The following is a 26,165-nucleotide window of genomic DNA, read 5'->3' on the forward strand; positions in this document are numbered from 1 at the left end:
TAAAGGCATCCGAACTGATCGGATGCCTTTTTAAGCTAAATACAATAGTTAACGTCACCAGGACAAGGCGCTATCCAACCTTGTGTCCAGTCGGTGCTTCCAAATGCGCCACGGTAATTTGGGTGAGCAAAAGCGCTTCCTGTATCCCATGAGTATACTGGCGCCAGTAAAGAACTTGCACCAAGAACAAGATTAGGACTGAACCCAGAAGCACAGAAATTACCGCAGAAAGAGGCATCATAGCCTAATGTGGCTACAGACAATTGATTTCCTGTTTCACGGCAAGCAACAGGGCCTGTTCCATTTATCCAACTTGCAATTGAAGTACCACATCCTCCTGACAAACTCCATGAAGTTCCTGAAATAAAATTGAAGGTGGATGCAGCTGAATTGTGGAACGAATTATAAGAGAACTGCAGATTATTTAATCCAGTTTGGTTTACGGCCTGCTGGCCGTCTATAAGCAATCCCTTGCCGTTAAACGATGACAAAACCGAATTATACATTTCTGCTGCACCATTATTAAAGAACCTTACGGCATACTGGTAGTTTGTGCTTACACTGGTTGCTCCACAATAGTTGGGTCCCAGGATTGTAAGGTTTGAAATAACCGGTTTAGTAATTGGAGTTGCGCTGAGGCTGCTCGGATGATTGCTAATATTCATTCCATATACACTCAATGGCGGTACTATAGATGGTGTAAAACGTAAGGCCGCGATAAACTGCATGTTTCCTTGATAGCCGTAAGACAGCTGGTAGTCCATCCTTCTTTGATTGTAACTGAAAATATTATCCAATTTTACCTTGCCTCCGAAAACTGCAAGCCCGTCATTTAGGGAATTAGTGATCTGGATATGATCAATGGCGGTTCCGGTTCCGACAGAATTCAGAAGTAGAGCACTTCTGGTAGTGGTCGTTGCATTAGCAGGTGATCCTGCAAAATGAACCTGAACGTATTTAAAAATTCCTGAGTTGTCTGCATTATTTGTACCTCCGCCGATATATGGCGCGCAACCCATGTCTACAGATAGCGAATTTGAATTGTTGTTGTTCGAATTTCCAAAAAACGCAATTCCTCCCCAGTCGCCGGGTGCTCTTGACCCTACGGGTTGATCACTGGTAAAGATAATCGGATTTGTAGCCGTTCCATTGGCAACGATTCGACCGTTCCTTTCAACAATTAGAAAGGCTTGGGCACCGGTAGTTTTAATGCCTTGCAAAATTGTACCAGCCGGGATGGTTAACGTTACTCCTGACTTGACCGTCACACACCCATTAAGCTTATAGACGTTCGCAGCTGATAGAGTCATGTTGGATGTAATATCACCGGATAGGGTAATAAAATCACAAGCTACAGCATCCCTTACAGAAGCTGAACGGTTATCATTTGATTCAAAAGTTGAATTATTTTCCCCCGCTTTTTTACATGCGAAGATCAGCACAGTAGTAAATAGCACTACTGCAGCTACGGTTAATAGTTTTTTCATGGTTGTTTAGAATTGAATTTTTAATTGGACATTTTATTTGTCCCCCCTAAAAATTCATCAAGGTGGTAAGCCGTGGAAATGCGCACATGGGCAGCAGTTCCAAAGGCGTTTAAAAGTGAGAGGTTCCATAAACAATAGGATTACATCCATTCAAGATTATTCCTGTTTGGAATACTAAAGTTAGATACCCAAAGGGCTGGATGGAGAATAAACCACCTTGGGAAACCCTGAAAGCACTAAATTGGTTTATGAGCGCACTGTTTGAAGCATTGAATGCCCCTAGATTTGAAATGAGTGATTTTGGCATCCCTGCTTATTTTCAAGATGGGGGCCTTGGCCGGATTGTGAATTACCAAGGATTGTGAAAGATTGAATTGGATTTTTAATTTTATCCAGAATTATCGTACTAAATCGCTTACCATGTATGCAGAAATTATCGCGGCAGAGCAATGCCCTCAACAAAATAACCGGTGGGTAGTTATTGAAATGCATGAAGATGTTAATCTGAAGAATTTTATCCTTATCTACACCCATTTGCCCAAGTCTAATAGTAGTGTTGGATATCCAGTTATGATCTATGACTTCCCTGACCTGGCTGTTAAAAAAGAGGATATCATTTTTATTTCTGATAAACAAGGTATATATAAGTCGGCAACACCAAACGGCTTCACCTTTCATTACCTTTTCAATATGGACTGTTATCGATGTAATTTTAATCTGGGAACACTCTCCCTTGTTAGTTTTCGAACCTTTCTTGATAAGGGTTGAGCTTGGTCATTAACCATTTAAGCATTTGTAATAAAAGCAATCCGGCATTCTCAACTGATGACACAAATTATTTTTGTAGTGGCATGTTTATTGTGATTATTAAAAAAATCTCACATCATGTCCTCATTTAACGCCAAATTACATTTTACAGATAATCCAGGTAAAGAATACTCGGTATTACAATGCAATTATTCTTTCGTTCAAAAAACAGATGATAAAGGAAGACCCAGCTCTCCTGCTCTTGGTGGTAATGTCTATATCACGCTGACAACGCCACCCGATAACTTTTTACTAAAATGGATGGTAGATAGTTATAAAAGAAGATCTGGTTTTATCAATTTCTTCAAAATAGATGAAGAAGCTACTTTTCAAAAAGTATTTTTCACAAACGCCTACTGTGTAGAATATCATACAAATTTCAGCGCCGAAGGCTCTGCCAGTATGGTTACATCCATTGTACTTTCTGCACAGAAGTTGCAAGTCAACGGAGTTGATCACAATAATGATTGGCCAGATTAATCAAGACACATATGATTAACAAAGGGAAAATTATATTTATTAACGGCTATTGGCAAAACACTGTACTTGGCAGGATAGTTATCGGTTCCAGTGCACCTAACAAAGGATATTGGAATAATGGAAATTTTGACGGATATGCGAAGGCCGCAATGAACTTCTTCGGACTAAATGAAAACATCCAGGAAGCTTGCGTATGTTTAGATGCATCGAGCCTTATCGTTTTGGATGATACTGGTGCTGCTAGAGCGCAACGCGGTGCAGATGACTTCACAACCTACCAATGGGCAGGAACCCTTTATAGAAAAGTTAGTGATCAATTTGGTTACGGATTACCTGAGACATCCGGGCTAAGAAATAAGGTATTATCCTCTCAAATACATGAAAGAAACCTTAACAGCCTTACTAAAGACATGAACAAGGAAAATCATGCTTTTTATCTGGTAGGCCACAGCGAGGGCTGCGCTTATGCAGCCGGATTAGGTCGATTACTAAAAGAGCAAGGCTGGCAGGTGAATTTCATTGTTTACCTTTCTTCCTACGATAGTGGTTCATTCAGTAATCCGCAGGGAATTAAAGCATATCAATTGGGTTATGCGGGAAAAACATTTGGTGACTGGGCAACGAATAATAACCCTGTTCATAGTGGAGTTGAGAAGGTAGCAATAGTCTATAAGGATTTCGGAAGTCAATGGAACAATTTTTCAAGAATGCACGGATCAACTAAGGGGGAGGAAGTTTGGATTCACCTATCCGATTTGCGTACACTGACGATCAGAACTGGAAGAACCTATGGGACGAAATGGGCAAGTCAGGTTGCTCATTCTACTCCCAATCACACCGTCTTTGCCATGTATAATGGCATATCGCTTGATCCGGAGGAATACATAAACGAAGAAAACTCAAAAATTAATCAGTATAATTATAAGACAATGCATAAGTATAAAAATTACTAATTATGTTTTCAGAGCAGACCCTTCAAGAGATGATTTATCCAGTCGGTAGAGTAATCATTTTTATATTTAGCACTTTACTGATCTTGTTATTCATAACCCCTTTTCTTGGTTATGGTGAAAGCTATCACACCATGCTGGTGGAAGATGGTGTTGCTTTTTTCGTTTGGATAAGGTTCCTGGTATTACTCACTATTACAGCACTGTCATTTGGTATGCTTTTCATCCTGGGCAGAATCTGCAAACGAGCGACAACTAAAAAGACTTACTTATTAATGTTTTTCATTTTACTCTCAATCGCAATCTACGCAACACTCGCATTTCTGGATGGCAATCTTTGGAGTTATCCCCAGGAAACGACATAAACAATAATCCTTTGCGAATTTTAGATCAATTAATTATCTGGCGTCAGCTTTTCATTTGCTGAACATCTACCTGCTGCAAATGCTGAATTATCATTTTTAATTCGTTGAGGTCAATCAAGGCCTCAGGAAAGGCTACAGTCTGGTAGCTGTAAAACTTCCGAATTTCAAAATAAGTTTTCAGTTACTAACAGAACTATTTTTGGAAAGGATAACAGGATTACTGACGGTCTGCTACTCACCACCCAAAATTCAAAAGCAACAAAAGTTTACCAGCTGCCCGCAAACATATCCTTATTCAACGGTATTGCATCACCATAGGATGATGGTGAGGAAGGAACCTTGAAAAGCTCATCAACCATGAATTCTTTTGCATAATTACCATGATCGGTAAAAACTGTAATCGTTACCGCTGTTCCCAATATCCGATAGATTGATTGCCCTGTGATTTTGACATTAACAGAGTTGCCATTAATGATTAGATTGGGATATATCTTTTTCGATACTTCTTCATTAAATACAAAATATCCATCTTCAATTGGCTGACTATAGTGTTCAGGTGCCATTTCAGTTTTAATCTTTAAACTATATGCAAATCCATCAATAGTCTTCCCAGAAGCATTACGAAAGGTAGGTCTTAGTGTAAATTCGATTGATTTATATACTCCAGCAATACTTGATGTATTTCCCTTTTTTATTGATGGTACTTCTATTTTTATAATTGATTCAGGGCTAACAGCCATAAATTCTCCTATTTGCACTGGCTCAAAGCTTGGCTTATCCGGCGATACCTCGGAAAATACATATTCATCCTGATCAAGCAATTTTCTGAATAGCTTTTCCTCACCATCGGGTTTGGAAAGGTCAATAATATCTCGTCCAATAAAACCAAATGGTATAATTTCATCTGGGCGGCCATCAAAGCTTACCAGAATATATTTTTTGCCTTGTTTGTTGATGTCGTTTATGATCAGCTGGTATTCTGTCCCCACGCCGCCGTTAAATGTATCTGCACTAGTCTTATAGCCTTTTGACAACACCACAATTACCTTTGGATACATCATTGCCTTGTGCATCATGGCGCCAAAATTGGTAGCGGTTTCCTTCTGACTCAGCATTTTATCGATCTCTGCGTCAATTCCACTTTTCCGCAAATGTTCCGTAAACTCAACTACTTTTTTTTCGTGTTCCGGTGTATCCCAACGATATGATATAAAAACTTTTGACATAGATTCTTTTTGAGTAAAGATATTAATTTCTGTTGTTGATTTAGTAGCTGATTCAGTACGATATGCCTCTTTAGAATCCCCGGAAAACCCACCTCGAGAAAGAAAAAGATCGGTTTCGGTAGAATAAGCCAGGTATCTATTACCGACCACTCTTACATTCCCACTACTAAGAATCTTGCTATGTAAGTGCTTTGCCTCTTCTAGGGTGATTTCTTTATTGAAAATATACTCCTGAATTGCATTTGGTGTTATATTATGCTTTTCCTGATTGGCAACCAAATAAATCAACACCTTATCTAATTTTTCAGCGGTAGTAAGTGTCATCGGTTTAGGCATTATGATATTCTTCTCGTCCAGCCACTCATTAATTAAGTCGATGTATACGGTTTTGTTCCTTTTTTCAAGAAGCGGTATGATTACGTATTTCAAGTGCTTAAGAAAAATCTTGTGCTTCTCAGGAAATGTTTTGCAGTAATAATTATAATGAAAATCTAAAAAAGAATCGACTTCATAAGGTGGATCAGTTGAAGAAATTCTTGAAGCGAATTGATCATCATAATCCCTTTCGGTAGTATCTCTATAATAGTCTTTCATTTGTGAAGTTCGCTCTCCCCATCCACTCCTTTTGCTTGTTCCCAAGGTCATAAATACAATTTTCTCCCCAAGATTCGTAAGTTGGAAACTATTCCGAGAGTTCTCACCCCCATCACTTATATTATAAAATTCATTCTTCATTGGACGTTTCTCATTCGTATTTATCAATTCTATTATCGATTAGTTCTTTAATATCTTATGTACCGATTCTGTAAGTTTTGAAGATATTAAATCATCTTTGGTTAGCCAGTAGTCACATAGAGTTCTTATTCCAATAACTGCGGAATTAATTGCGACTTTTATTAATGCTTTTACTTTTGGATATTGTTCGGGAATATATGGTGCCAATAAAATATCGAAAGTAAACGCTCCGTTATGTTCAAATTTTGATAATTTCATATAGACCTCACGACATATTTTGCCTTCTCTTTGCAGCGATTCAAAATTGGTAATTTCCTCGACCAATTTTTTTGAACTTAAATATTCAAATTTTTTCTGCTTCCCATCCAACTCAAATAACTCAGGCCAATCTTGTCTAATTGTGTCCTTCTCCTCGTCAGAGTAATCTTTAAATTCAAATTTGAAGTGATCAGCCATAAGGCGATTTATCCGATATTCTTGTTCCTGAGTTTTATCAGAAGAATCCATTACATAATAGACATTTAGAATGTCTAGCATTGCCGTTCTTAATAACAGACATAATGAGACGGTAAAATCTCGTTTTGCATCAAGATTTTGTAAATGAAAATTCATTGAACCTATGACAAATCTCAACTTCAAAAATAAGATGAAGTAAAATCGATCAGGTTGCTGCCTGCCATAATTCTCATCTTTCCAAATAATATCCAAAACGTCATTTAACTGGTTAACATAAATTTCAATTTCATCACTAGTGGTCTTTAGGTTAATTGTATTCATCGTGGGATATTCTTTTCCTATGATAGTCTATAACATGAATACGAAAATAGAAAATATTTTAATCTGAATTAAACATAAGTTATTTGTTTAATTTCTCTTTTAGTTCGATGAACATTCTGCGTATTTCGTGCATATCAGGCTCTCCTTCAGGAATTAAAACTGACATAAATTTGTAATACTTCCATACTTCTAAAATTTCCTCGCCAGGAACAGAATAGGACTTATAACGATTGTTCAACGATTTTAGTGAGAAATAGCCGTTTTTTTCAACCGTAACTAATTTAAATACAAAATCCTGACTTCCTTTTAAGATTACGATGCAGGGTGTTTCAGGCTTAATGCTCATCCAATCTTCGACGTACTGGGTTATAACGTCACTGCCCTCTGGTATAGGATGCATGGAATCACCCGCTGTAGGGAACATCCTGAAGGTACCTTTTGGTAAATTCGGCATTGAAAACTTAGGCAATGCAGCAATATACTCCGGATCGTTGTAGCCGGCAGCATATCCCGCTTTTGCCCTCACCGGCACATACTCCAGGTTCTCATTATTGTTTGCATCAACTGAAATAGCAATCACGCGTAGCTTGGTACCTGTCATATAAACATCGTTGCCGGCTTCCAGTTCCCTAAGCTTTAACTCTCCAAGCCTGGAAAGGTCAACTTTCATCAAACTGTCGATACTAATTTTATAGAAGTTGGAAAAAGTAATTAAATCCTCTGGCTGAGGCGCTTTCGTCTGACCGTTCTCTAACGCACTTAACTTTGATCTACTGATATTCAATAATTTAGAAAGATCATCTTGGCCTAATTTTTTGCGATTTCGTAAGAATTTTAGGTTGCTTTGAAAAAATATTTTTGCGTTGTCCATTTTCTTATGCTATTATTGATGTCAACACTTTGACACTAATCATGTCAAAAGTAAGAATTTAATTTGAAATAAGATGGAGCGGCAGATAGTACATTGTGACTTGGATACTTTTTTTGTATCCGTGGAGAGGTTGATGAATAGCGACCTGGAGGGAAAGCCCGTTTTAATTGGCGGTAGTAGCGATCGTGGGGTGGTAGCGTCCTGCTCCTATGAAGCCAGGAAGTTCGGTGTGCATTCTGCAATGCCGATGAAACTTGCCCGTCAACTTTGTCCCGAAGCGATATTGGTCCGGGGAGATCATGACAAGTATTCCTATTACAGCAAAATGGTTACAGACGTAATTGCTGAACGCGCTCCCATGTATGAAAAGGCCAGTATCGATGAGCACTACCTGGACCTTTCCGGCATGGACAAGTTTTTTGGATGCTGGAAGTGGACCCAGGAATTAAGGCACCGCATCATTGACCAGACCGGTTTGCCTATTTCCTTCGGTCTTTCTGTAAATAAAACAGTGTCGAAGATTGCCACCGGCACGGCCAAGCCCTGCGGAGAACGGCAGGTACTATTTGGCACCGAAAAGCCATTCCTTGCCCCTCTTTCTATCAGAAAAATTCCCGGCGCGGGTGAAAAAACCTGCGGACTGCTTCAAAAGATGGGCGTTTCAAAAATTATCACGCTGCAGGAAATGCAGGTGTCCGTGATGGACAAAGTACTTGGCGCCAGTGGTGTTTCCATATGGAGGAAGGCCAATGGCCTTGATGATAGCCCGGTCGTTCCCTACTCAGAGCAGAAGAGCATGAGTAAAGAGCACACTTTTGAAAAGGATACATCGGATATGGAACTGCTCCGCAAGTATATTATTACCATGATCGATGAGCTGGCCTATGCATTAAGAGCAGACAAGAAACTAACGGCCTGCCTTACATTGAAAATTCGTTATTCGAATTTTGAAACTTATACAAAACAGGTGCAGATTTCCTATACCAGCTCAGAAAAAGTACTTACGCAGAAAGCATTGGAGCTGTTTCGGGGCCTATATACCCGGCGTATGATGCTCCGGTTAATCGGTATAAAGTTCAGCCAATTAATCTATGGCAGTTATCAGGCAGATTTGTTTGCTGACTCCGTTAAAGACCTGCACTTGTCTGCAGCGATGGACAGCATACGCAACCGTTTCGGTGAAAAGGCGGTGATGAGGGCGATTAGTTTATAATCATTTGTGGGGAGGAAACGAAATGTTACTAAATATTCACAGCTATTACAGCCTGCGCTATGGTACACTCAGTATTGACCAGCTGGTTGCTGGGCTGGTTGCACGTGGTTATGATTCTGCTGTGCTAACCGACATCAACAACAGCACCGGATCACTGCAATTTATCAAAGCCTGCCAAAAGGCAGGAATAAACGGACTTGTGGGTGTTGAATTCAGGAACGGTGACGAGTTCCTGTATGTCGGTATCGCCAGGAATGAAGTTGGTTTCCGTTTTTTAAACGAGATGGTGACCGCTGCAAATCTTGCCAGAAACAAAACGTATCCTCCAAACCCACCACAATCCCCGGATGTTTACTTTATCTATCCCTTCAATCCACAGTTCCAAAACCGCATACTAACGGAAAACGAGTTCATCGGCATACGGCATTTTCAACTCAATCAGATCAGGCTTTACCCGGTAAGAGTTCAACAAAAAACCGTGATCTGGCAACCAGTAACCTTTACTAATGGCGAGCAATACCACCTACATTGCCAGTTAAGGGCAATTAGTCACAACCTCCTACTGTCGCAACTGCAACCTCATCAGTATGCCGACCGTCTGGAGGTATTTCCTTCCAGGGAGCAATTGCTTGAGAAGTTCCGGGACTTTCCTCAGATCATCAAAAACACAGAAGCAATTTTTGAGCGTTGTAGTTTTAACTTTGATTTCAAGCAGCAACGCAATAAGAAAACATTCACGGGTAGCCGCTACAGTGATAAAGAATTGCTTACACAGTATGCTATGGACGGCCTGGGTAGGCGCTATGGCTTAAATGATCATGAAGCAAGGGCACGGGTAGTCAAAGAGCTTGGAATAATTGATAATTTAAATTTTTCAAGCTACTTCCTGATCACCGATGACATTTGCAGGTATGCACGTTCCCGTAACTTTCATTATGTTGGACGAGGCAGCGGAGCCAACAGTATCGTAGCTTATTGTTTGGGCATTACAGATGTATGTCCCATAGAACTAAACCTGTATTTTGAAAGGTTTTTAAACCCCAAACGTCAGAGTCCGCCAGACTTCGACGTAGACTTCTCCTGGCAGGACCGGGACGACATGCATACCTATATCTTCAAACGCTACCAGTATTCCCATACTGCATTGATGGGCGCAATGAGTACATTCCGCTCCCGATCAATTCTGCGGGAGATGGGAAAGGTGTACGGCCTGCCCAAATCGGAAATTGACCGCCTGGTACATGATCCCGGAAATATGCTCAATAAAAATGAAGTAGTAGACATGATACTATCGGTCTATAACCTCATGGAAGATTTTCCTAATCAAAGAACCATACATGCAAGTGGAGTAGTAATCTCGGAAGAACCTATTACCACCTATTGCGCCCTGGACTTGCCACCGAAAGGGCTACCTACCATGCAATTTGATATGCACATTGCAGAGGACATCGGCTTTGAAAAGTTTGACATCCTTTCTCAGCGCGGGCTTGGGCATATTAAAGACTGTGTTGAGATTATTAAAGAAAATCGCGGGGAAACCGTGGATGTACATCAGCCGCGCAAATTCTTTAAAGATCCATTCATTAATTCGCAGCTCCGCAGTAGCAAAACTATTGGGTGTTTTTATATTGAAAGCCCCGCCATGCGCCAGCTGATCACAAAGCTGGATTGCGACAATTACCTCACCCTTGTGGCCGCAAGTTCCATCATTCGTCCTGGTGTGGCTTCCAGCGGAATGATGAAGGCTTTTATTGAGCGTCATCACAACCCCTCAACAGTAGAATACCTTCATCCGGTTTTCAAAGAGCAGCTGGAGGAAACATATGGTGTAATGGTCTATCAGGAAGACGTTATGAAGGTAGGTCACCATTATGGGGGGCTGGATCTTGCAGATGCCGATGTGCTTCGCCGGATGATGAGTGGAAAGAGCCGCAGCGCAAAGCACCTGGCAGAAATAGAATCCAAATTCTTTTCTCATTGCCATGACATGAATTACCCGGAGGCTACTTCAAAAGAGATATGGCGCCAGATGGAGTCATTTGCCGGCTACTCCTTCAATAAAGCCCATAGTGCCAGTTTCGCTGTGGAGAGTTACCAGAGCTTATTCCTGAAGGCATACTATCCAATGGAATTTATGGTCTCAGTACTCAACAATTACGGTGGCTTTTATTCCCGGAAGGTGTATGTGAATGAGGCCAAAAAATCCGGTGCCACGGTCAACCTGCCTTGTGTAAATAACAGTGCTATGAAGGCAACGATTAAAGGCAAAGACATTTTTTTAGGCTTTGACTGCATGCTGAACCTGGATGCTGTCTGCGCCCATACCATTACTGAAGAACGGAAACGCAACGGGGAATACACCAGCTTGAATAATTTCATCCTTCGAACGTATGTGCACCTGGAACAACTCATTATTCTGATCCGCTCGGGTGCAATGCGCTTTACCGGCTGTACAAAGAAAGAATTGTTGTGGGAATCACATATGCTCCTTAGTCAAACCGCAAGAAAGCAAATTCACAGCTCACTGTTTGTAGATGAAGAAGTAACAAAACCGGTGTTACCGGAATTTGATTGCCATCCCGTGGAAGATATTTACGATGAAATTGAGCTACTGGGCTTCCCTGTTTCCTCTACAATGTTCGATTTGGTGCAAGCTAACTTCCGGGGAGATGCGTATGCCTGTAATTTAAAAGACTTTGTTGGGAGAACAATTAGGCTTGTCGGCGACTTCGTTTGTGAGAAGCACGTCAGGACTAAAAATGATAAGACCATGAAGTTTGGCACTTGGTACGATGTGAATGGAGATTTTTTTGATACAGTGCACTTCCCTCCTTCTTTGGCTTCCTATCCGCTTAATGGCAGTGGCGTATATCTCATCTTAGGGAAGGTCGTACTTGATTTTGGCTGCCCTGCAATTGAGGTCATTAAACTGGCAAAATTACCCTTTAAACCAGACCCTAGAAGCATATAGTCCATGAAGAGAAAAATAAAACCATATTCATAATTTTGGCACCTTTGTTGCCCTTCGGAATTCAACTTTATTAAGATGCTGCAGCCTATTACTTTTGAAACTGAAAGATTAAAAATCCATTCTTTCCATATTACTGACATTGACAATCATACAAAGCTTGCGAACGATGTGTTGTCCCTGTTTTCTGATCCATTTACCTTAAAATATGTTCCGGAGAAAAGGTTAGTGGGGATTGAGTCTGCCCAGGACTTTGTGAAAACAATGATCATCAACCACCACATCGGACGAAATCATCTTCATTTTATCACCGCTAAAACATTGAACCAGGTTATAGGAACGATAGACATAATTACCCCTGCCGTCGTTAAGGAGTACTATTCTCTTCGAGAATACCCTTACTTTATTGAGTTTTTTTTATTGCAGAAATTCAGCGGACAAAAGATTATGACCGAAACAATACCCCTATTAATCGATGCAATTCACACTCAGGGCATCGAAAAAATTGGCGCTGTCGTAAACCGAGAAAATATAGCAGCGGTTAGCGTATTGAAAAATGCAAATTTTCTGTACCGGGGTCAATTCGACATAGTTCAAGATCTATATTTGGCAACTTCTATTCAATCACAATAGGGCTATTGCCGCTGAGGAATTTCTATATTCTTTTTTGTTACTGTGGATTCTCAAAAAAATCACTATTTTTCTAAATAAATAGTGATTATGGAAAATTTTGAGGTGCATTTACAGGATAAGGTTTATAAGATCAAATCCATCAATCAGGGAATGGAAACCGTCTTTACTACTGAATTAAATGGGAAAGTAATCATATTTAGAAGTTGGGAGGATACATTAAAGGTGCAGAATTATGAGGATATAGATCCCGCGCTTTTAGATGCGCTGGCTCAAAAAATTGACTCCCACCAAATGTAAAAGCTTATGTCTTTGCAATATTACAACCCTTTTGAGCCACTATCTGAAGATGTTTTAAAAAGAATAATATCTCAGGGAAATAGATATTTTGTGGTTCAGCGGTTCCCCTGGCCCGGCCTTTCCGCATCAAATTCATTTGTAGTCACACCCTATGCTGATAAAGATGACGCGTTCAGGCATGCTTCAGATTTGCAGGAAAAGGAAGGGAAACTGCTAATTGTCCCCGAGGAAATTTTGAAGATTACTTCCCTGATTACCTCGGAAGCTTATTTTATCTTTGTAAACACCTTCCGTGATCAGTCCTGGGCACCAAGAGTCATTAAGGCTTACAATAAAAATATTGTTTCGTATATTAGAGCAAGGACGAACTTTAAACCGAAGGACCCCATTGACATTGAACTTAAATTTGAGAACGGCAGGTTACTAGCAGTAATATCTTCAGGAGATATACAACATCTGACTTCTGCCTACGAACTAATTAAATAAACGGTATGTGCTACGACATCTCACTACATTCGAATATTGAACTTACAAAACAGGCCTTCCCGCAGTTGAGGGATCGCCGGACTCAGTTTACTGACGCAAATCCAGGAATTGAACATGTAACATCATTTGGCTTTCCTGAATACCCGGTTTTGGCAAACATCGACGGTGAACTGGTTTTAACTGAAATGGAGTGGTCTGTCAATCCGATTTATGAAAAAGATGAAAAGCAGAGATTAATCCGCCGACGGAAAATGGCTAATGCCACTACAGAAAAAGTGTTGGAAGATAAACGCTCCTTTTGGCAGCGAATAAAGAATAATCGCTGTTTGATACCAATGTCAGGCAACTATGAGCATCGGGAAATAGAGGGATGGAAAAACAGGGTTCCTTATTACATTTGGATGGCTGATCGGGAAACTTATCACCTTCCTGGCTTTTATCACGTTGAAGATGCAACTGACGCAGATGGACTACCAATCAAAAAATATTCCTTCGCATTATTGACAAGGCCGGCAAATGAGGTGCTTAAATTAATTCACAACTCGGGAGAGTTTAAACATAGAATGCCGCTCTATTTAACACCGGAAATCGAAGAGTTTTGGCTATCCAACCAATTTACCAACGATGATATGAGAGCAGTGTTTGAATACATGATGCCTGGTGAGAACTTTAATTTTCAAACCGTGTATTCCGTTCGAGGAAGAACACCGCGGCCTGATGGGAAACATAAGTACGATCTATGGACATATGATAACCTGCCTCCTTTGGGAGAAGATAAACCACAAGAGCCACAGGCAACATTATTCTAACAAATATCTTTAATGCATGGGCAGGAAGGAAGAGATTGAACGGTTAAAGAGGTTTTTTAATGATATCAAACTACCGGATGGTATTATAGACATGGGATTTTTCAGTGTTAATAATATTGAGCAATATCTTGACACCTGCTTTATCAGGTTGGAGAGAAATGAAGGCAATTCATGGTTTGAATCAAACCTTAAAATGCTCCAAAGGATGGAACAATATTTTTTAGACCAGCCTAATATCGTACGGATCGATTAATGTAGAATCTTAAAAACGAATTTGCTTCGTTGCCTAAATTAATCAAATTGGATTTTTATCCTCAACCTATCGTAAAACAGCAAAAGGGCCGTATAGGACGGCCCTTTAAATGGCAGGTTCAGCTAACAAACTCCTTAAAAAATGGAAGCCTAAATTTGAATAATATTGTTACCAAACCAATATTCCAGTTGAGCTATTGCGGGACCAGTTAACTCCTGAGTAAATAACAATGCTAAACGTTTCTTTGGTCGGGAACAGGCAACGTAAAACAAATTCCTATTTCTTTCGAACGCACCTTGTCTTGCAACTGGAATATTATTTTCACCCCCATTGGCTAACTCTAGCATTTCGTTCCAATTATATTGATTCCATCCTCTACCAAAAACGATTAGTACATTTTCAAATTCGGCGCCTTTTACTCCATGTTTTGTGGAGTACAATGTTTTATCATCGATGTATTTGACAGCATTAATTAATTGTTCATAGGGCAAATCTCTGATTGATTTGATCTTATTTATTAGTTCTGTTTCCTGCTCCTCCCTGGCTTCCACTGGTTTGGCTAGTGCTGCTGCATAACTCACTTCCTTGTCATAGACACGTTTCGAAAGTCGCGGTTTATAAGTCGTTTTCAACAGGTCAATTACATCCCCAATAGTTTTGGTTTGCCTTGCCTCCAATAACATTGTCATATCATCATGCCAAACTTTCTTATCTGTATGTTTGGTGATCTTAGGTGCTTTAATATTAAATACCTTTAGCATTTCACCATACCTTCCGGCTTCGAATGCTTCCGCTCCGGGTTCAACAACGTCTGACAAGAGGTTGATATAATCATCGTTCTTTTTGAGAATATCATCGTTATCAGAAAATACACCGATCAGATCGGAATATCCTTGCTCGTTTGCCAGAACATTATTTGTTAGCATCAGTATTTTGGTTGTAGCCGGACCAAACGACCAGCCATTTTGTTCCAGTAAAGCCTTTGTGGTTTCTAGATAATCATGAGCTATGTTCTCCGGCAAATCGCCGTTCCAATGTTGTCCGGTTCTGCGTTCCCCGTCGTAGCCATTGGAATGAAATATATGAATTTCACCTACAGAGTCTGGATCAGAAAAATGTTGTTGTAGCTCCGGTCTGATTTTATTTAGCGATTCCACAATCAAACGCTCAGAACGAAAATTTGCCTGTTTGCCTATGACAGTCATTCTTTCAGGTGTTGCGGTGATTAATCCGCAGGATTTGCTTCCGTATATCTTTTGCCAATGGTCACCGAAAAAGCCTACTTGAGGTCCAGTTCCGGTTTCAATAAAATTTGCAACAATTGCATCCGCTAGATCTTTATTGGTATCTTGATATTCATCAATAAGAATTACAGGAAACCTGCTTTCCACTATACGTCGAAATTTTGCTACACTCATTAATTTTGTCATTAACTTAATCACATCATCATGGTGTAATGATATACTCGTGTCATAAATTTTGGGATAGCCAAGGTTATAGTCTACATACCTTTCACCAACACCCCCAACTTCATCAATGCGTTCGGTCCATCTGTCTCCCAAACTACTGATCAGCCTTCTAAGATCCTTTTGAAAGTCTTTTATTAGATGCCAGCAAAAGGCATGAATTGTCTCGGAGAAAACAACAGGGTGATTATCCGTTCTTGACTTAATCTCGTCTTTTGCAACATTCGTATAGGTAATGCAGGCAATTTGCCTGTTTGTTCTAAGATACTCTTTGCTTCTATCCTTAATTAGCTCTCTAAGTGCTTTAATCAATGTGTATGTCTTTCCCGCACCTGCACCTGCTTCGACCAAGAAATTTCTATTATGATTAATTGCATCGAAAACCTGATTCATACATTCTATGGAAGCTTGTTCTGCTGGGCTTATTATCACATTAGTCATGTGGCACCTCCTCTATAACTGCTTGCAAAATCTCCTGAACTTCTTCCGCTGGTATATTTGGATTATCAGATAGCCACTTGAGCCCATCGGATATATAAAGCGGTGGCACCCAATTGACCTCCTCCAATGCATATTTTAGTGCAAAATTCGTCTTCTCAATTTTATCAGATTTATTATAGGCTTGAGCTGCAAATTCGGCGTCCGAAGGTCCTGTTAATTCAAATAACGCAGTATTAGCCAGCATAAAAGCATCCTCAAAGCTTCTTCCACAAAATGTGTGACCGTTTTCAACGATTTGGTAAGCGATTCGCCTAAAACCATTTATTTTTTCTTCTGCCGTTTTCCCGGTACAAACTGCAAGCGCAATATATCCTTGCCCGGCACCATCAAACCAATTTTTTATTCCGGCATTGGTACTATGACTCCCATCAGCTACCGCACAAGCTGGGTAGGTTGTATTTCCGTTATTTTCTGTTTTTAATACCGAATCCAAATCAGTAATAACAAGGGTTCTCAATTCAAGAAAATCAAGGAATTTATAAAAATGATGTGCATATGCTCCTCCAACTTCTATTAAAGAGATATACTGAGCAATCAACTTTGGATGTTGGTCTTGTATTTCATCTGTTTTTTGAATCAACATCGGCATTAGAATTCGTTCGGTTGCCCCCTCTATTAAAATTGCTTTGTCAGCAAAAAACAGATCACATTTAGTCAAAGTAAGATATTTATGGAGGAATTCCTTATCAGCTAACAATCCTGGGGCGCTGAACTCCTTTCTTAAGTCTTTAATTTTGGTTTCCTTTTGCTGATTTCTCGCCGTAAAAAAATATCTCACAGAATCAAAATTGGCTTCGTTGGCGATATGAGTTGAATGCGTCGTTACTACAAATTGGACAGGCCATTCATTTCCGTCATTTAGGGTCCTTGAAAATTCGGATGCTATTTCTTTGACCTGCTTTATAAAAACCTGCTGCATTTGAGGGTGTAAATGCGCCTCTGGCTCTTCTATGAATACAAGATACAGACCATTAGTAACCGGGCTGCTCTGCCATTCACGAAAGAACTCAAATAGCTGAAAAAGCATGTAAATTAAGTTTCTGGAACCAAGTCCGTTATAAGTCTCAGGCAGATACATACCATTTCCCTGACTGTATCTTATTTTAGTATGGCTATCTAAAATATTACTGATGTTCAATGTTGTCTCCGTGCTCAGATTTGGATCAGCAAGTCCAGGATAACCAAACAACTGAAGAGCAGGAAGAAGGGCGTTAACTTTTACATTAAAATCATTGTCAACCTTTAATTGTAGTTCCTTTATTACGAGGTCAAGTTCCGAGGATTTTTGACGTAAATCCTCTGGCGCCGAAGCCCCACTGGCTGTCTTAAAGAGTTTCGCAAGTACTTTGCCAAGCACATCCTTCTCTGTGTGAGTAACATCATCTAACCCCCTTTGTGCATTTATAAATCCCCCTCCGATTAGTTGTTTGAACTTTGTATAGTCAATGTTAGAAAAGTTTGTCTCATCATTGGGATCTTGAGCCAGTACCTTAATTTGGAAAAGTTTTGGGACATTATCTTTTAAATCTTTGATGAATTGATTAATACTGTCAGCACTCTCGTCCGTAATTCCTTCAAAAAGAGCCTTAATCGATCCATCCTGTAGCTCATATCGAATAATGATTTCGACTGTAGTACAATCTGGATTTAAATCAACAATGAAATCTCCCAATACACCTAAGTCTGGCGTATCTTCATCGTAGGTGATTGTAATTTTAAGTTCAATAACAGGAAGATGAGCTCTTGTTAAATTCTCCTCTTCACCCAGCAAATGGGATTTAAGTGCCATTTTAAACTCTTCGATCGCGGAAATGCTAAAATCATATAATTGAAAAGATGGAGTCTTATCTGCAAGCAACCTTCTAAAAATCTCCGTTAAGGAGGTTTTTCCAGAATTATTCCTTCCAACAATAACGGTTGTCTTTTCTTCGAGGGATAGATTTACATTTTTGAGCAATCGAAAATTTTTGATGCTAAGATGCGTAATTTTCATGTTTTCAAGCGTTTACTACAATTCAGGGTATATTTCAAACTGTGTTGTTAAGAAAAACTAAAGATAGGGTGATATTACAATAATTTTGTGAATGAGAATAAATTACTCGCAATATTAGTCTTCGCATATGCACTAATACCATATTACTGTTATCAGTTTTCTCAGATCAACATAATACTTACACCTTATTGTAGCATTTCGAGATGCTATTGATGCATTGAAATATTTATTTTTAAAAAAAATTTAAACTACGCAGGTATGCTGCGTAGGACCGTTATAATTTGCAGCATAATTCAATCATTATGGAGAACCTTTTTAAATGGAACAATATAAATAGCAAGCTTCCGGATACCAGATGTGTCATGTTATGTAGTGATCCAACCGATGAAGTAATGAAAATAAAAGTTGGTGCTTTGATTACAACAGAGAAGGGAGAAAAGGGCTGGTTCATAGGAAATAATGCCCTGGTGGTCACTTTGCGTTCCTTAAGCTATTGGACCTATGTTTTAGAGACAGATATTACAGTACCGCAAGTCCAGCAGGATAGCCAACTAAAGTCAATCATTCCTCCCTTTATTCAAAAGCTGAGGAAATTCGAGCAAAAATTTCAAATCCTTGGTGTACAAATGATGACGCCAGGGAGTAAAACTTATCCCCTCGACCTTTATATAACTGGTATCTTAAGCAGAGCATCTTCGCTGATCTACGGCTTTGAAACCCTAATCACTTCAGCTAATTACTTGGCTGCTGCCCATCTGGTCAGACCACATCTCGATAATTATCTCCGGCTATTGGCCGGTTGGTTAGTTGAAAATCCACATGATTTCGCAAATCGGGTATGGAATGGTGAGCCGGTTAGAAAAATGAAAGACAAGAATGGTAAACTGATGACTGATACTTATCTAAAAGATAGGGCTGTCCTTGAATTTCCTTGGATGAAAGATGTTTACGAAGAAACATCTGGCTTCATCCACTTTAGCAATAAACACATTATGAATGCGACCAGTGTCTCCAGTAAAAAAGAAAACACGTTAAACACCTGCATAAGTAAAACTGATTATAATATTTCCAACCAATCTAAACTTGAGGCTATTATTTGTATGATTGAAATTTCCAACTGTATCGCCCATCGCGTTTCAGGGTGGATTGAAACCAAGAGGTTTGATTAATACTCCTGCTTTCTATTTAGAACATTATTCCCGTTTGAGTAAAAACAAAAAACCATGAATGATATTGAAAGAATACGTCAACTTGACGATGAGATTTTTGAAGAGTTTCAAAAATACTTTGAAAAAATTGAGAGTAGTAATTTTACCAAGCTTTATCCTAAGACCGCTATTATCCTACAATTGTTGGATATAGGTGCAACTTTTATCAAGAATTCGATACTCGATAACTGTGAGACTGATAATTATTATGCAGTAAAAATTCTGTATAGATGTCTGATCGAGCATTATCTTAAGTTTCAGTTCATTTTCACCAAATGGGGCATGTCCAAAACCGACGACTTTTCAGCTGAATATTTGGACTATAGCGACGCACGGGAAGTTTTGGATTCAATTAAAGCGAGAGTTTCAGAACATCAGTTGTATGATCCCGATTATAAGATTGCCAACTGGGACAGTTTTTTGACGACGCATCCTATGTTTAAATCCAAAACCCGTAAGCAGGTAGATATTGAATCCCAGAAATACACATTCAAAAACGTGATCCGGTTTCTCAATGAAAAGTATACGGAAGGCAAGCATGATCTATCTTCTCACCTGGGCAAGTTTATAATTGAATATTCGGAACTTTCCTCCTTCGTTCATGGAGGAACAAAGTCTTATCAGGAACTGATGTCTATGCAAAGTCTTTCACAGCTTGAGAAGGAATACAGCCGGATTTCTGGCCTGGCCCTGCATCAAAGCAGCTCTATAAAATTATTTAGTCTCTTGATGTACATTCAGACTGACAAGGATTTGTTCAGTAAGCACTATTTTAAAATAGACACTTTAATAAAAAAATTGTGACGGATGAAGATGGAGTCCATGCCTCTTAAGTACATATTAACTCTCAATATAACCATTAACCCTACAATTCACAGTTTTAACCCTTTTTAAATTATGAAAACCACTGGAAAATATGTCTTTGACAACAATGCCATACTCGAAAAATGCTACGACCTGCTATGTATTTATTTCTCTAATAAAGAGTTATTACGCCGCATTGATACGGTCAATACGGAATCGCCCCTTGCTCTGCTTCGGGAGAGGTTTTTTGAAGCAAAAATTAGCCGCCTTTTAATTGAAATTGCGGCTTCATTACGGGTAATGGATGATCAAATGAAAAAGTTGGCCAATAACGATGAGACTCGAATTTCATATAAATCAAAGCTTGAGTCGATCGATAAATATGAATTTGGGCTCTTTGCCCAAGAAAACCTAACCTTGAGAAAGACTTGTAACAAAATCATTCATTCTGAGTCTTTTGAATTTCACCTTAGTACAGGAGAAGAAGCGCACGAACTTGATTATGATTATAGACTAGGTTTATCTGAAAAAAATATTGAATGGAAGTATCCCGGAGGCTACATACGACTCTCGGGAAGCCTAGGCAGAAAGGACTGGCATGTGCTTCTCGATGTTGAGATATTCGTAACCGCGGTCTCTGATTTATTTCTGCTGCGCGACTAGTTTAATCGCAGCAAGTTTCGATGACGAATGCCAAAATACGAATTACGACAGATCAAATGCTTGGTTTGTTTTTCATGCAAATTGAACTTCTTTATTTTTTCTCTTTATTTCCTGATAAATTTCATTAAAGAAATAGTCAGCAGCCAGCATATTTTTCATCCCTAATTTAAATGCAATCTCCTTAACAATACTATTGTACTCTTCATAATCTGCTCCATTAAAGCTTTGGGAATGTGATTTCAAGTTAACACCCCCTTCATCTCTCAATACAGTTATTGGATTTCGGTTTATGTTAGCCAATTTTTCCGGCGCATAGGTCATCATAATCTCGCCAATAAAATTTGGACCGACACGATATATCGATTTGCTGATTTCTTTTGCTTCTTCATAGATATCTCCAGGAGACTTGTGTAGATTGTCTTTAATGTTGCGGACTAGTTTACGAAACCCTTCCTGCTGATTAAATATCTTTTCCTTTCCCCTATACATCCCATTCGAATACCAAAGACCTATCATTTTTGACTTTCCAACCAATTCTTCTATTAAATACTTAAACTCCTCAATTGGGTGTGTTTTTAGAATAATTTTATCCAAAACATTCTTTGCCTGCATATAGTATTTTTCCTTTTCTGTAATACCTTTTTTTATTTGCTTTTTGTCTAGTGAATCAAAATGCGATTTCAATTTATTTAAGTCGTAAAATAAATTGGTACTTAAATCCGGAATCTTATCCAACTCATCATGTATTTTTTTCTGTTTCAGATAGTATTCGCGGTAAATACTAATAATTCTATCAGTCAGAATATCCGCATTATCAGGGCTAACACAATTCATAAAATGAGCATATGCCTCTTTCCAAACTGGGTCATTTATTGAACATTGCACATACAATGACGATTCGTTATTATTATTCAATCCCCCTTTTGTAAGATTTGCTGAGCCTATAATTAGGTGCCCCTTACCTTTGACAACGAACATATACAGCTTTGGATGGAAAATCTGTTTTGAATCCATCCTATTCAAATAAGCAGCCTTGTTGTCATCCTTTGCCATCTTTAGCAATTCAGCCAACGCGTCAGGCTCAGTAAGGCCAAAATTTGCTCCAGCAATGACCCTAAATTTCTTCACTTTTGAAAGCTGTTCTTTGATTAATTTAAGACCAGAGGTCTTTAAAAATGCAACCATGATGTACGCCTCATCCGCAAGGGTTATCAGCTCACTGACTTTGTCAAGGTGTGTAGAAGATTCGGAATTAGATAAAAACTGGAGCATAGGTTTTGTGTTTTATGCGTTATCGTCAGCATTCTTTAATTTCATAAATGTTTCAGCAAATTCAGCAGCAAAATCAGCACTCTGCGTCACTGTGACTGTTTCATCATTGTATTGAGCTTTTACTGTCCAATTGTAAGAACCATGCACTACTGTCCTCAAATCTATTATACAAAACTTATGGTGCATCAGATTTTTGTATCTTCCTTTTGGTGCCTTATAATAAGCTTCGAATACTTTTAATACGCTTTCTTTTAAGCCCGCATTGATATCGTCGTCCTGAGTTACAATTTGAATATTTAATCCTTCCTCCTTCTTCTTCCTAAGCTCAGTTAATAGTTCTTTATCAGTCAGCCATGCTACAGCAACCCAAATTAAAAATTTTGCTTTCCTTATTTCTTCAATAATTTTTGTTCTGTTTTCTTCAAAATGGGCTGCGACTACCGCTTGCTCAGGGACAATAGCTCCACTTATCTTGTAAGTACCTTTACCAACATCCACAAGCTCGAAATTATCCTCAGCCAAGATCGTGTTCAATTCGGATATAGCATCATCAAACATTTGGGGATTACTCAAAAAATGAACCTTGGAGGCGATAATTTCGATTAACTTTTGTAGTTCGCCGGTACCATTTATCTCTTTCATTTTTTCAAAAACATAATTCTTCCGGCTAAGACTTCCAGGCATCCCTCCGTTCTGAAAGTCATAAATATCCTTGAATCCCACTTCATTAAAAAGCTTCAATATTGCAGTTCCATTCATATATGGGAATGGCCCTTCATCACCAATTATTCTGGTTTTTAATCTGTCAAGGGTTAAGAGCGAGAGCTTCATGGAAACAAATTTATGATTTAAAATACGTGTATTGTTATAACTATTAAAATCGTGCCTTTACTCTTATAGCATCAATTTTTAAATCGATAATTAGAGGCACTCCAATTTGCATTTGAGCTCCAATAATACTTTGGTCTTTCTCAATTCTCAAGAGCTTCATTTGCAAGCAATAACTGCGTTTTTAAAAAACTTCTTTTAAATACTCTCGTAAACAAAGAAAAACCGATCTGAACTAATCCTAAGTCCACGGCATAAAGCTATAATTGTTGAAAGCTCAAGGTTTACTTTTCCAGCAGTGATTCTTTGTACATGAGCATACTCCAGCCCGGCAGCTGCAGCAAGTTTATGGATACTCATTCCCTTTTCTTCAATCAGCAGTTTTATTGCCTTGCCAAATTTTATCTGTATTTCCTCCTTAGTATCCATTAGGGCCAATCTCCATCTTTTTGAAAAAATAATTGGCGTACGTTCATACATCACTTTAATTTTATTTGTTATATTAGTAGAAATGATTTTACAAACCGCTTTTACTAATGATGAAAATTGAAAACAACAGGGTAATCATTGAATTCCCTGATTTGCGTGGCTTTGAAGAAGATATTCTATTCAGACTGCCAACAGAGTTATGTAAGTTGCTTCAGTGTGCGACCATACTGCAGGTTGAACACGATTGGGAATTAGATTCTACGTTTTACAGCGTCTATTCTCTATTGGGTGCAATAAATCCAAGTATGGGCCAGGTAAGAACACTTCATTTTTGCGACGCCTCTGTTGGTTCAGACCTTGATGATTAAACTAAATGGCATAGAAATAATTTTATGAAGAAAGTTTGGGTAATGGGAGACATTCACGGTGCGAACATAGCGTTGAGGCAGTGTCTGGAGAGATCAGGGTTCGATTATGAGAATGACATCCTTATACAGCTTGGCGACGTTACCGACGGGTATCCAGATGTATATGAATGTGTAGAGGAATTATTGAAAATTAATAATCTCATTTCTATTAAGGGTAACCATGATGAATGGTTCAGAGAATTTATTGAAACTGACTTTCATCCTTTCTACTGGACTTATGGCGGTAAAGGGACGCTCATCTCCTATTTGAAAAATGCTGGCAAAGATGGCCGCTACTTTGCTACCGGAAGTGGATTCAAAACTTCATTAGAATCTTCCGACATTCCTGATACACACAAAGATTTCTTTAGAAACCAACGGTTACATTATATCGACGATAAGAACCGCTGCTTTGTTCACGGAGGTTTTGTTCGGGATGTTCCTTTTATTCACCAGGCGAAGTCCGAATACTACTGGAACCGGAGCTTATGGAGAGAGGCCCTGGAGCAGCATGAACACGGGGCCAATACATTTACCATTGCAACAAAATTCAGTGAGATCTTTATAGGTCATTCTCCCACCACACACTGGGGAACAGACAAACCATTAACGGCTTTCAATATTACCAATTTAGACACCGGAGCCGGGCATTCAGGTCGTTTAACGATTATGAATGTGGAAACCAAAGAGTTCTGGCAATCAGATCCGTTATTGGAACTATATTCTGAGAATTACAGGGACTGACCCTATAAACTCCTGAAATGGGACTCTGACACAATGTGGGGGAAAGCATGGCGACAGCCGGATAAATTTTTATATCCGGCGGCCATAGCTTGACTTATTTCTCTCAATTTCCTAAAGTTGGTTTTTCTTCATGATTTCTAACCTACGCTCTGGATAGGTTAACGTTGCCTCCGAAATAAGAATATCAGTGCCAATTAACTGAGCTTTTATTGTTAGAAACAACTCCTTTACACCGGTTGCTCCCATGAAATATTTATGGATTAAAAAACTTGGATTGTCCCATGATTCCTCATCAAACATTGGAATTTCTACAGTTTCTGTTTTATCCGGCCCAACTTTGCTGTTATCATTATACCTCGCAACAAGCTTTGCTTTTCCACTAGTGACAACCCTTACCAGATCGACTTTAATTGCGCCCAGAGTTTTCTTGAATTCATTAGATACTACAGGAAAATTTAATTGTGTAGCCTTATTTGAAGGGCTTAGTCGTAAAGTGTCTACATTCTTTCCCAGCATATTGATGTAATAATTTGAAGGGCCATAGTTTTCTGAGATCTTGGCAACTTGAATTACGTAATATACCTCCGGATTATCAACCACCGCAGACATTACATGCTTTGTGGCAAAATTCACACTATCCACCATCTTTATTATATTAAGTGCGCTGGCGTCACTTATAGCTGAAAATTCTTTGATGCCATCCAGTAATTTTGCCGGTTCCAGCTTTGCGTTTGTTTCCTTCTCCAAAATAATCTTAACGCTATCTGCCTTGAGGGCGCTATACACAAATGTGCCCGCCTTTAAGCTGTCCCATCCGGTGATGATATCTGTCTTCACTACATTTTTCGCATCAATAGTAATTTTTTTGACCGACTTACCGACGAAGAATTTGAGACCCAAGGCCATACTTCGTTGGAATTCCATCTTTTGACTTGTTGATGAGGTTTCATCTTTGAACCGAATATCCGGAGAGTTTAGAACGCCGGATATGGTAACCTGTTCCCCTTTCTTTTTGAGAAACTGTTTTCCTACAACGTTTGCCTGCATAGGTTCGTAAGTAAACCATATTGTGTTTTGCGCCTGGGCGATAAGTGATGATAGTAATACACCAATTATTAGAATTAGCTTTTTCATTTGAGAGCGATTTTGGTTAAATGACTGATAGTTACAGATTTTAAATACTAAAATAATCATTTATTGCACAATGTTATCAACTAAACGATAACATAATATAGATGTAAGCTGCCATTCGTTTCCCAGTGCTATGCATGAAATTCTGCTGGTTATTCTTGTTGGTGAACGTTCCGAAGTATTGCCTGCTATTCAAGGGCAGGTTTTTTTATTTATTCCCCTACTCATCTCCCAGCGACATAAATCCGAGTCGGCTGCTTTATAAAACCCTTCTATCAGCTTAAAAGGAAGAATGGGAGACGGCTCCGCCGGATCATTTTTCCATTCGAAAGGGTGAAAAAGGGCAGCGAAGATAATGACCG

Annotated in this window: 26 protein-coding genes; 16 read left to right on the forward strand and 10 right to left on the reverse strand. The window is 39.1% G+C overall.

Translation table 11 applies throughout. The features are described 5' to 3' along the window. Positions 1-35: 35 nt before the first annotated feature. Positions 36-1,487, reverse strand: coding sequence for a hypothetical protein (locus B0I18_RS17770; RefSeq protein ID WP_106524082.1), 1,452 nt, complete (start codon positions 1,485-1,487; stop codon positions 36-38). Positions 1,488-1,907: 420 nt separating this feature from the next. On the opposite strand from B0I18_RS17770, the gene B0I18_RS17775 reads away from it, so the two are divergent. From B0I18_RS17775 to B0I18_RS17790, 4 genes are all read left to right on the forward strand, one after another. After that, positions 1,908-2,255 (forward strand): hypothetical protein, encoded by a 348-nt coding sequence (locus B0I18_RS17775; protein WP_106524083.1) that lies wholly within the window; start codon positions 1,908-1,910, stop codon positions 2,253-2,255. A 117-nt stretch (positions 2,256-2,372) separates the two neighbouring features. Beyond that, the gene (gene tssD / locus B0I18_RS17780) at positions 2,373-2,774 is read left to right on the forward strand and encodes a type VI secretion system tube protein TssD (protein ID WP_106524084.1); all 402 of its coding nucleotides are present in this window, start codon (positions 2,373-2,375) and stop codon (positions 2,772-2,774) included. An 11-nt stretch (positions 2,775-2,785) separates the two neighbouring features. After that, positions 2,786-3,727: a hypothetical protein gene (locus B0I18_RS17785; RefSeq protein WP_106524085.1), complete on the forward strand. Its 942-nt coding sequence runs from the start codon at positions 2,786-2,788 to the stop codon at positions 3,725-3,727. Positions 3,728-3,729: 2 nt separating this feature from the next. After that, entirely contained in the window at positions 3,730-4,089 is a 360-nt protein-coding gene (locus B0I18_RS17790) for a hypothetical protein (RefSeq protein WP_106524086.1), read from the forward strand. 266 nt (positions 4,090-4,355) lie between these two features. Here B0I18_RS17790 and B0I18_RS17795 read toward each other — a convergent pair whose 3' ends face one another. From B0I18_RS17795 to B0I18_RS17805, 3 genes are all read right to left on the reverse strand, one after another. Further along, on the reverse strand, positions 4,356-6,050 hold the full coding sequence (locus tag B0I18_RS17795) for a toll/interleukin-1 receptor domain-containing protein (protein WP_106524087.1): 1,695 nt from the start codon (positions 6,048-6,050) through the stop codon (positions 4,356-4,358). Positions 6,051-6,089: 39 nt separating this feature from the next. After that, on the reverse strand, positions 6,090-6,827 hold the full coding sequence (locus B0I18_RS17800) for a hypothetical protein (RefSeq protein WP_106524088.1): 738 nt from the start codon (positions 6,825-6,827) through the stop codon (positions 6,090-6,092). 79 nt (positions 6,828-6,906) lie between these two features. Then, a complete protein-coding gene (locus tag B0I18_RS17805) occupies positions 6,907-7,698 on the reverse strand; it encodes an XRE family transcriptional regulator (protein ID WP_106524089.1) in 792 nt (263 codons plus the stop codon). Positions 7,699-7,771: 73 nt separating this feature from the next. Here B0I18_RS17805 and dinB point away from each other — a divergent pair, with 73 nt between their 5' ends. The 7 genes from dinB to B0I18_RS25535 all read left to right on the forward strand — a co-directional run bounded on the left by dinB (position 7,772) and on the right by B0I18_RS25535 (position 14,357). Next, positions 7,772-8,911, forward strand: a complete 1,140-nt coding sequence (gene dinB / locus B0I18_RS17810; RefSeq protein ID WP_106524090.1) for a DNA polymerase IV — start codon at positions 7,772-7,774, stop codon at positions 8,909-8,911. Between the two features lie 22 nt (positions 8,912-8,933). Next, positions 8,934-11,882 carry a DNA polymerase III subunit alpha gene (locus B0I18_RS17815; RefSeq protein WP_106524153.1) on the forward strand — a complete coding sequence of 983 codons (2,949 nt, stop codon included), beginning with the start codon at positions 8,934-8,936 and terminating at the stop codon, positions 11,880-11,882. Between the two features lie 75 nt (positions 11,883-11,957). Then, on the forward strand, positions 11,958-12,512 hold the full coding sequence (locus tag B0I18_RS17820) for a GNAT family N-acetyltransferase (RefSeq protein WP_106524091.1): 555 nt from the start codon (positions 11,958-11,960) through the stop codon (positions 12,510-12,512). 87 nt (positions 12,513-12,599) lie between these two features. Next, positions 12,600-12,809: a hypothetical protein gene (locus B0I18_RS17825; protein WP_106524092.1), complete on the forward strand. Its 210-nt coding sequence runs from the start codon at positions 12,600-12,602 to the stop codon at positions 12,807-12,809. A gap of 6 nt (positions 12,810-12,815) precedes the next feature. Beyond that, positions 12,816-13,295 (forward strand): hypothetical protein, encoded by a 480-nt coding sequence (locus tag B0I18_RS17830; protein ID WP_106524093.1) that lies wholly within the window; start codon positions 12,816-12,818, stop codon positions 13,293-13,295. A 5-nt stretch (positions 13,296-13,300) separates the two neighbouring features. Next, a complete protein-coding gene (locus B0I18_RS17835; RefSeq protein ID WP_106524094.1) occupies positions 13,301-14,104 on the forward strand; it encodes an SOS response-associated peptidase in 804 nt (267 codons plus the stop codon). Between the two features lie 16 nt (positions 14,105-14,120). Then, positions 14,121-14,357 carry a DUF6965 family protein gene (locus B0I18_RS25535; protein WP_106524095.1) on the forward strand — a complete coding sequence of 79 codons (237 nt, stop codon included), beginning with the start codon at positions 14,121-14,123 and terminating at the stop codon, positions 14,355-14,357. A gap of 149 nt (positions 14,358-14,506) precedes the next feature. Here the strand turns inward: B0I18_RS25535 and B0I18_RS17845 are convergent, their stop codons facing one another. Continuing rightward, positions 14,507-16,264, reverse strand: a complete 1,758-nt coding sequence (locus B0I18_RS17845; protein ID WP_106524096.1) for a UvrD-helicase domain-containing protein — start codon at positions 16,262-16,264, stop codon at positions 14,507-14,509. Next, entirely contained in the window at positions 16,257-18,317 is a 2,061-nt protein-coding gene (locus B0I18_RS17850) for an ATP-dependent nuclease (RefSeq protein WP_106524097.1), read from the reverse strand. Before B0I18_RS17850 ends, B0I18_RS17845 begins: the two co-directional genes overlap by 8 nt. 302 nt (positions 18,318-18,619) lie before the next feature. On the opposite strand from B0I18_RS17850, the gene B0I18_RS17855 reads away from it, so the two are divergent. From B0I18_RS17855 to B0I18_RS17865, 3 genes are all read left to right on the forward strand, one after another. After that, positions 18,620-19,486: a hypothetical protein gene (locus B0I18_RS17855; protein ID WP_146146793.1), complete on the forward strand. Its 867-nt coding sequence runs from the start codon at positions 18,620-18,622 to the stop codon at positions 19,484-19,486. A gap of 54 nt (positions 19,487-19,540) precedes the next feature. Continuing rightward, complete coding sequence (locus tag B0I18_RS17860) at positions 19,541-20,329, forward strand: DUF5677 domain-containing protein (protein ID WP_106524099.1); 789 nt, start codon at positions 19,541-19,543, stop codon at positions 20,327-20,329. A 93-nt stretch (positions 20,330-20,422) separates the two neighbouring features. After that, a complete protein-coding gene (locus B0I18_RS17865; protein ID WP_106524100.1) occupies positions 20,423-20,992 on the forward strand; it encodes a hypothetical protein in 570 nt (189 codons plus the stop codon). A gap of 72 nt (positions 20,993-21,064) precedes the next feature. Here B0I18_RS17865 and B0I18_RS17870 read toward each other — a convergent pair whose 3' ends face one another. The 3 genes from B0I18_RS17870 to B0I18_RS17880 all read right to left on the reverse strand — a co-directional run bounded on the left by B0I18_RS17870 (position 21,065) and on the right by B0I18_RS17880 (position 23,572). Further along, positions 21,065-22,264, reverse strand: a complete 1,200-nt coding sequence (locus B0I18_RS17870; RefSeq protein WP_106524101.1) for a phospholipase D-like domain-containing protein — start codon at positions 22,262-22,264, stop codon at positions 21,065-21,067. Positions 22,265-22,276: 12 nt separating this feature from the next. Beyond that, positions 22,277-23,095 (reverse strand): phospholipase D-like domain-containing protein, encoded by an 819-nt coding sequence (locus B0I18_RS17875; RefSeq protein WP_106524102.1) that lies wholly within the window; start codon positions 23,093-23,095, stop codon positions 22,277-22,279. Between the two features lie 195 nt (positions 23,096-23,290). Next, a complete protein-coding gene (locus tag B0I18_RS17880; RefSeq protein ID WP_106524103.1) occupies positions 23,291-23,572 on the reverse strand; it encodes a helix-turn-helix domain-containing protein in 282 nt (93 codons plus the stop codon). A gap of 56 nt (positions 23,573-23,628) precedes the next feature. Between B0I18_RS17880 and B0I18_RS17885 the strand changes: the two genes are divergently transcribed. Then, positions 23,629-23,889, forward strand: coding sequence for a hypothetical protein (locus tag B0I18_RS17885; protein ID WP_106524104.1), 261 nt, complete (start codon positions 23,629-23,631; stop codon positions 23,887-23,889). Between the two features lie 24 nt (positions 23,890-23,913). Next, positions 23,914-24,672 carry a metallophosphoesterase gene (locus B0I18_RS17890; protein WP_106524105.1) on the forward strand — a complete coding sequence of 253 codons (759 nt, stop codon included), beginning with the start codon at positions 23,914-23,916 and terminating at the stop codon, positions 24,670-24,672. 111 nt (positions 24,673-24,783) lie between these two features. Here B0I18_RS17890 and B0I18_RS17895 read toward each other — a convergent pair whose 3' ends face one another. After that, positions 24,784-25,806, reverse strand: a complete 1,023-nt coding sequence (locus B0I18_RS17895; protein WP_146146794.1) for a hypothetical protein — start codon at positions 25,804-25,806, stop codon at positions 24,784-24,786. Positions 25,807-26,165: the final 359 nt, after the last annotated feature.

The sequence above is a fragment of the Taibaiella chishuiensis genome (assembly GCF_003014535.1).
Lineage (GTDB): Bacteria > Bacteroidota > Bacteroidia > Chitinophagales > Chitinophagaceae > Taibaiella > Taibaiella chishuiensis.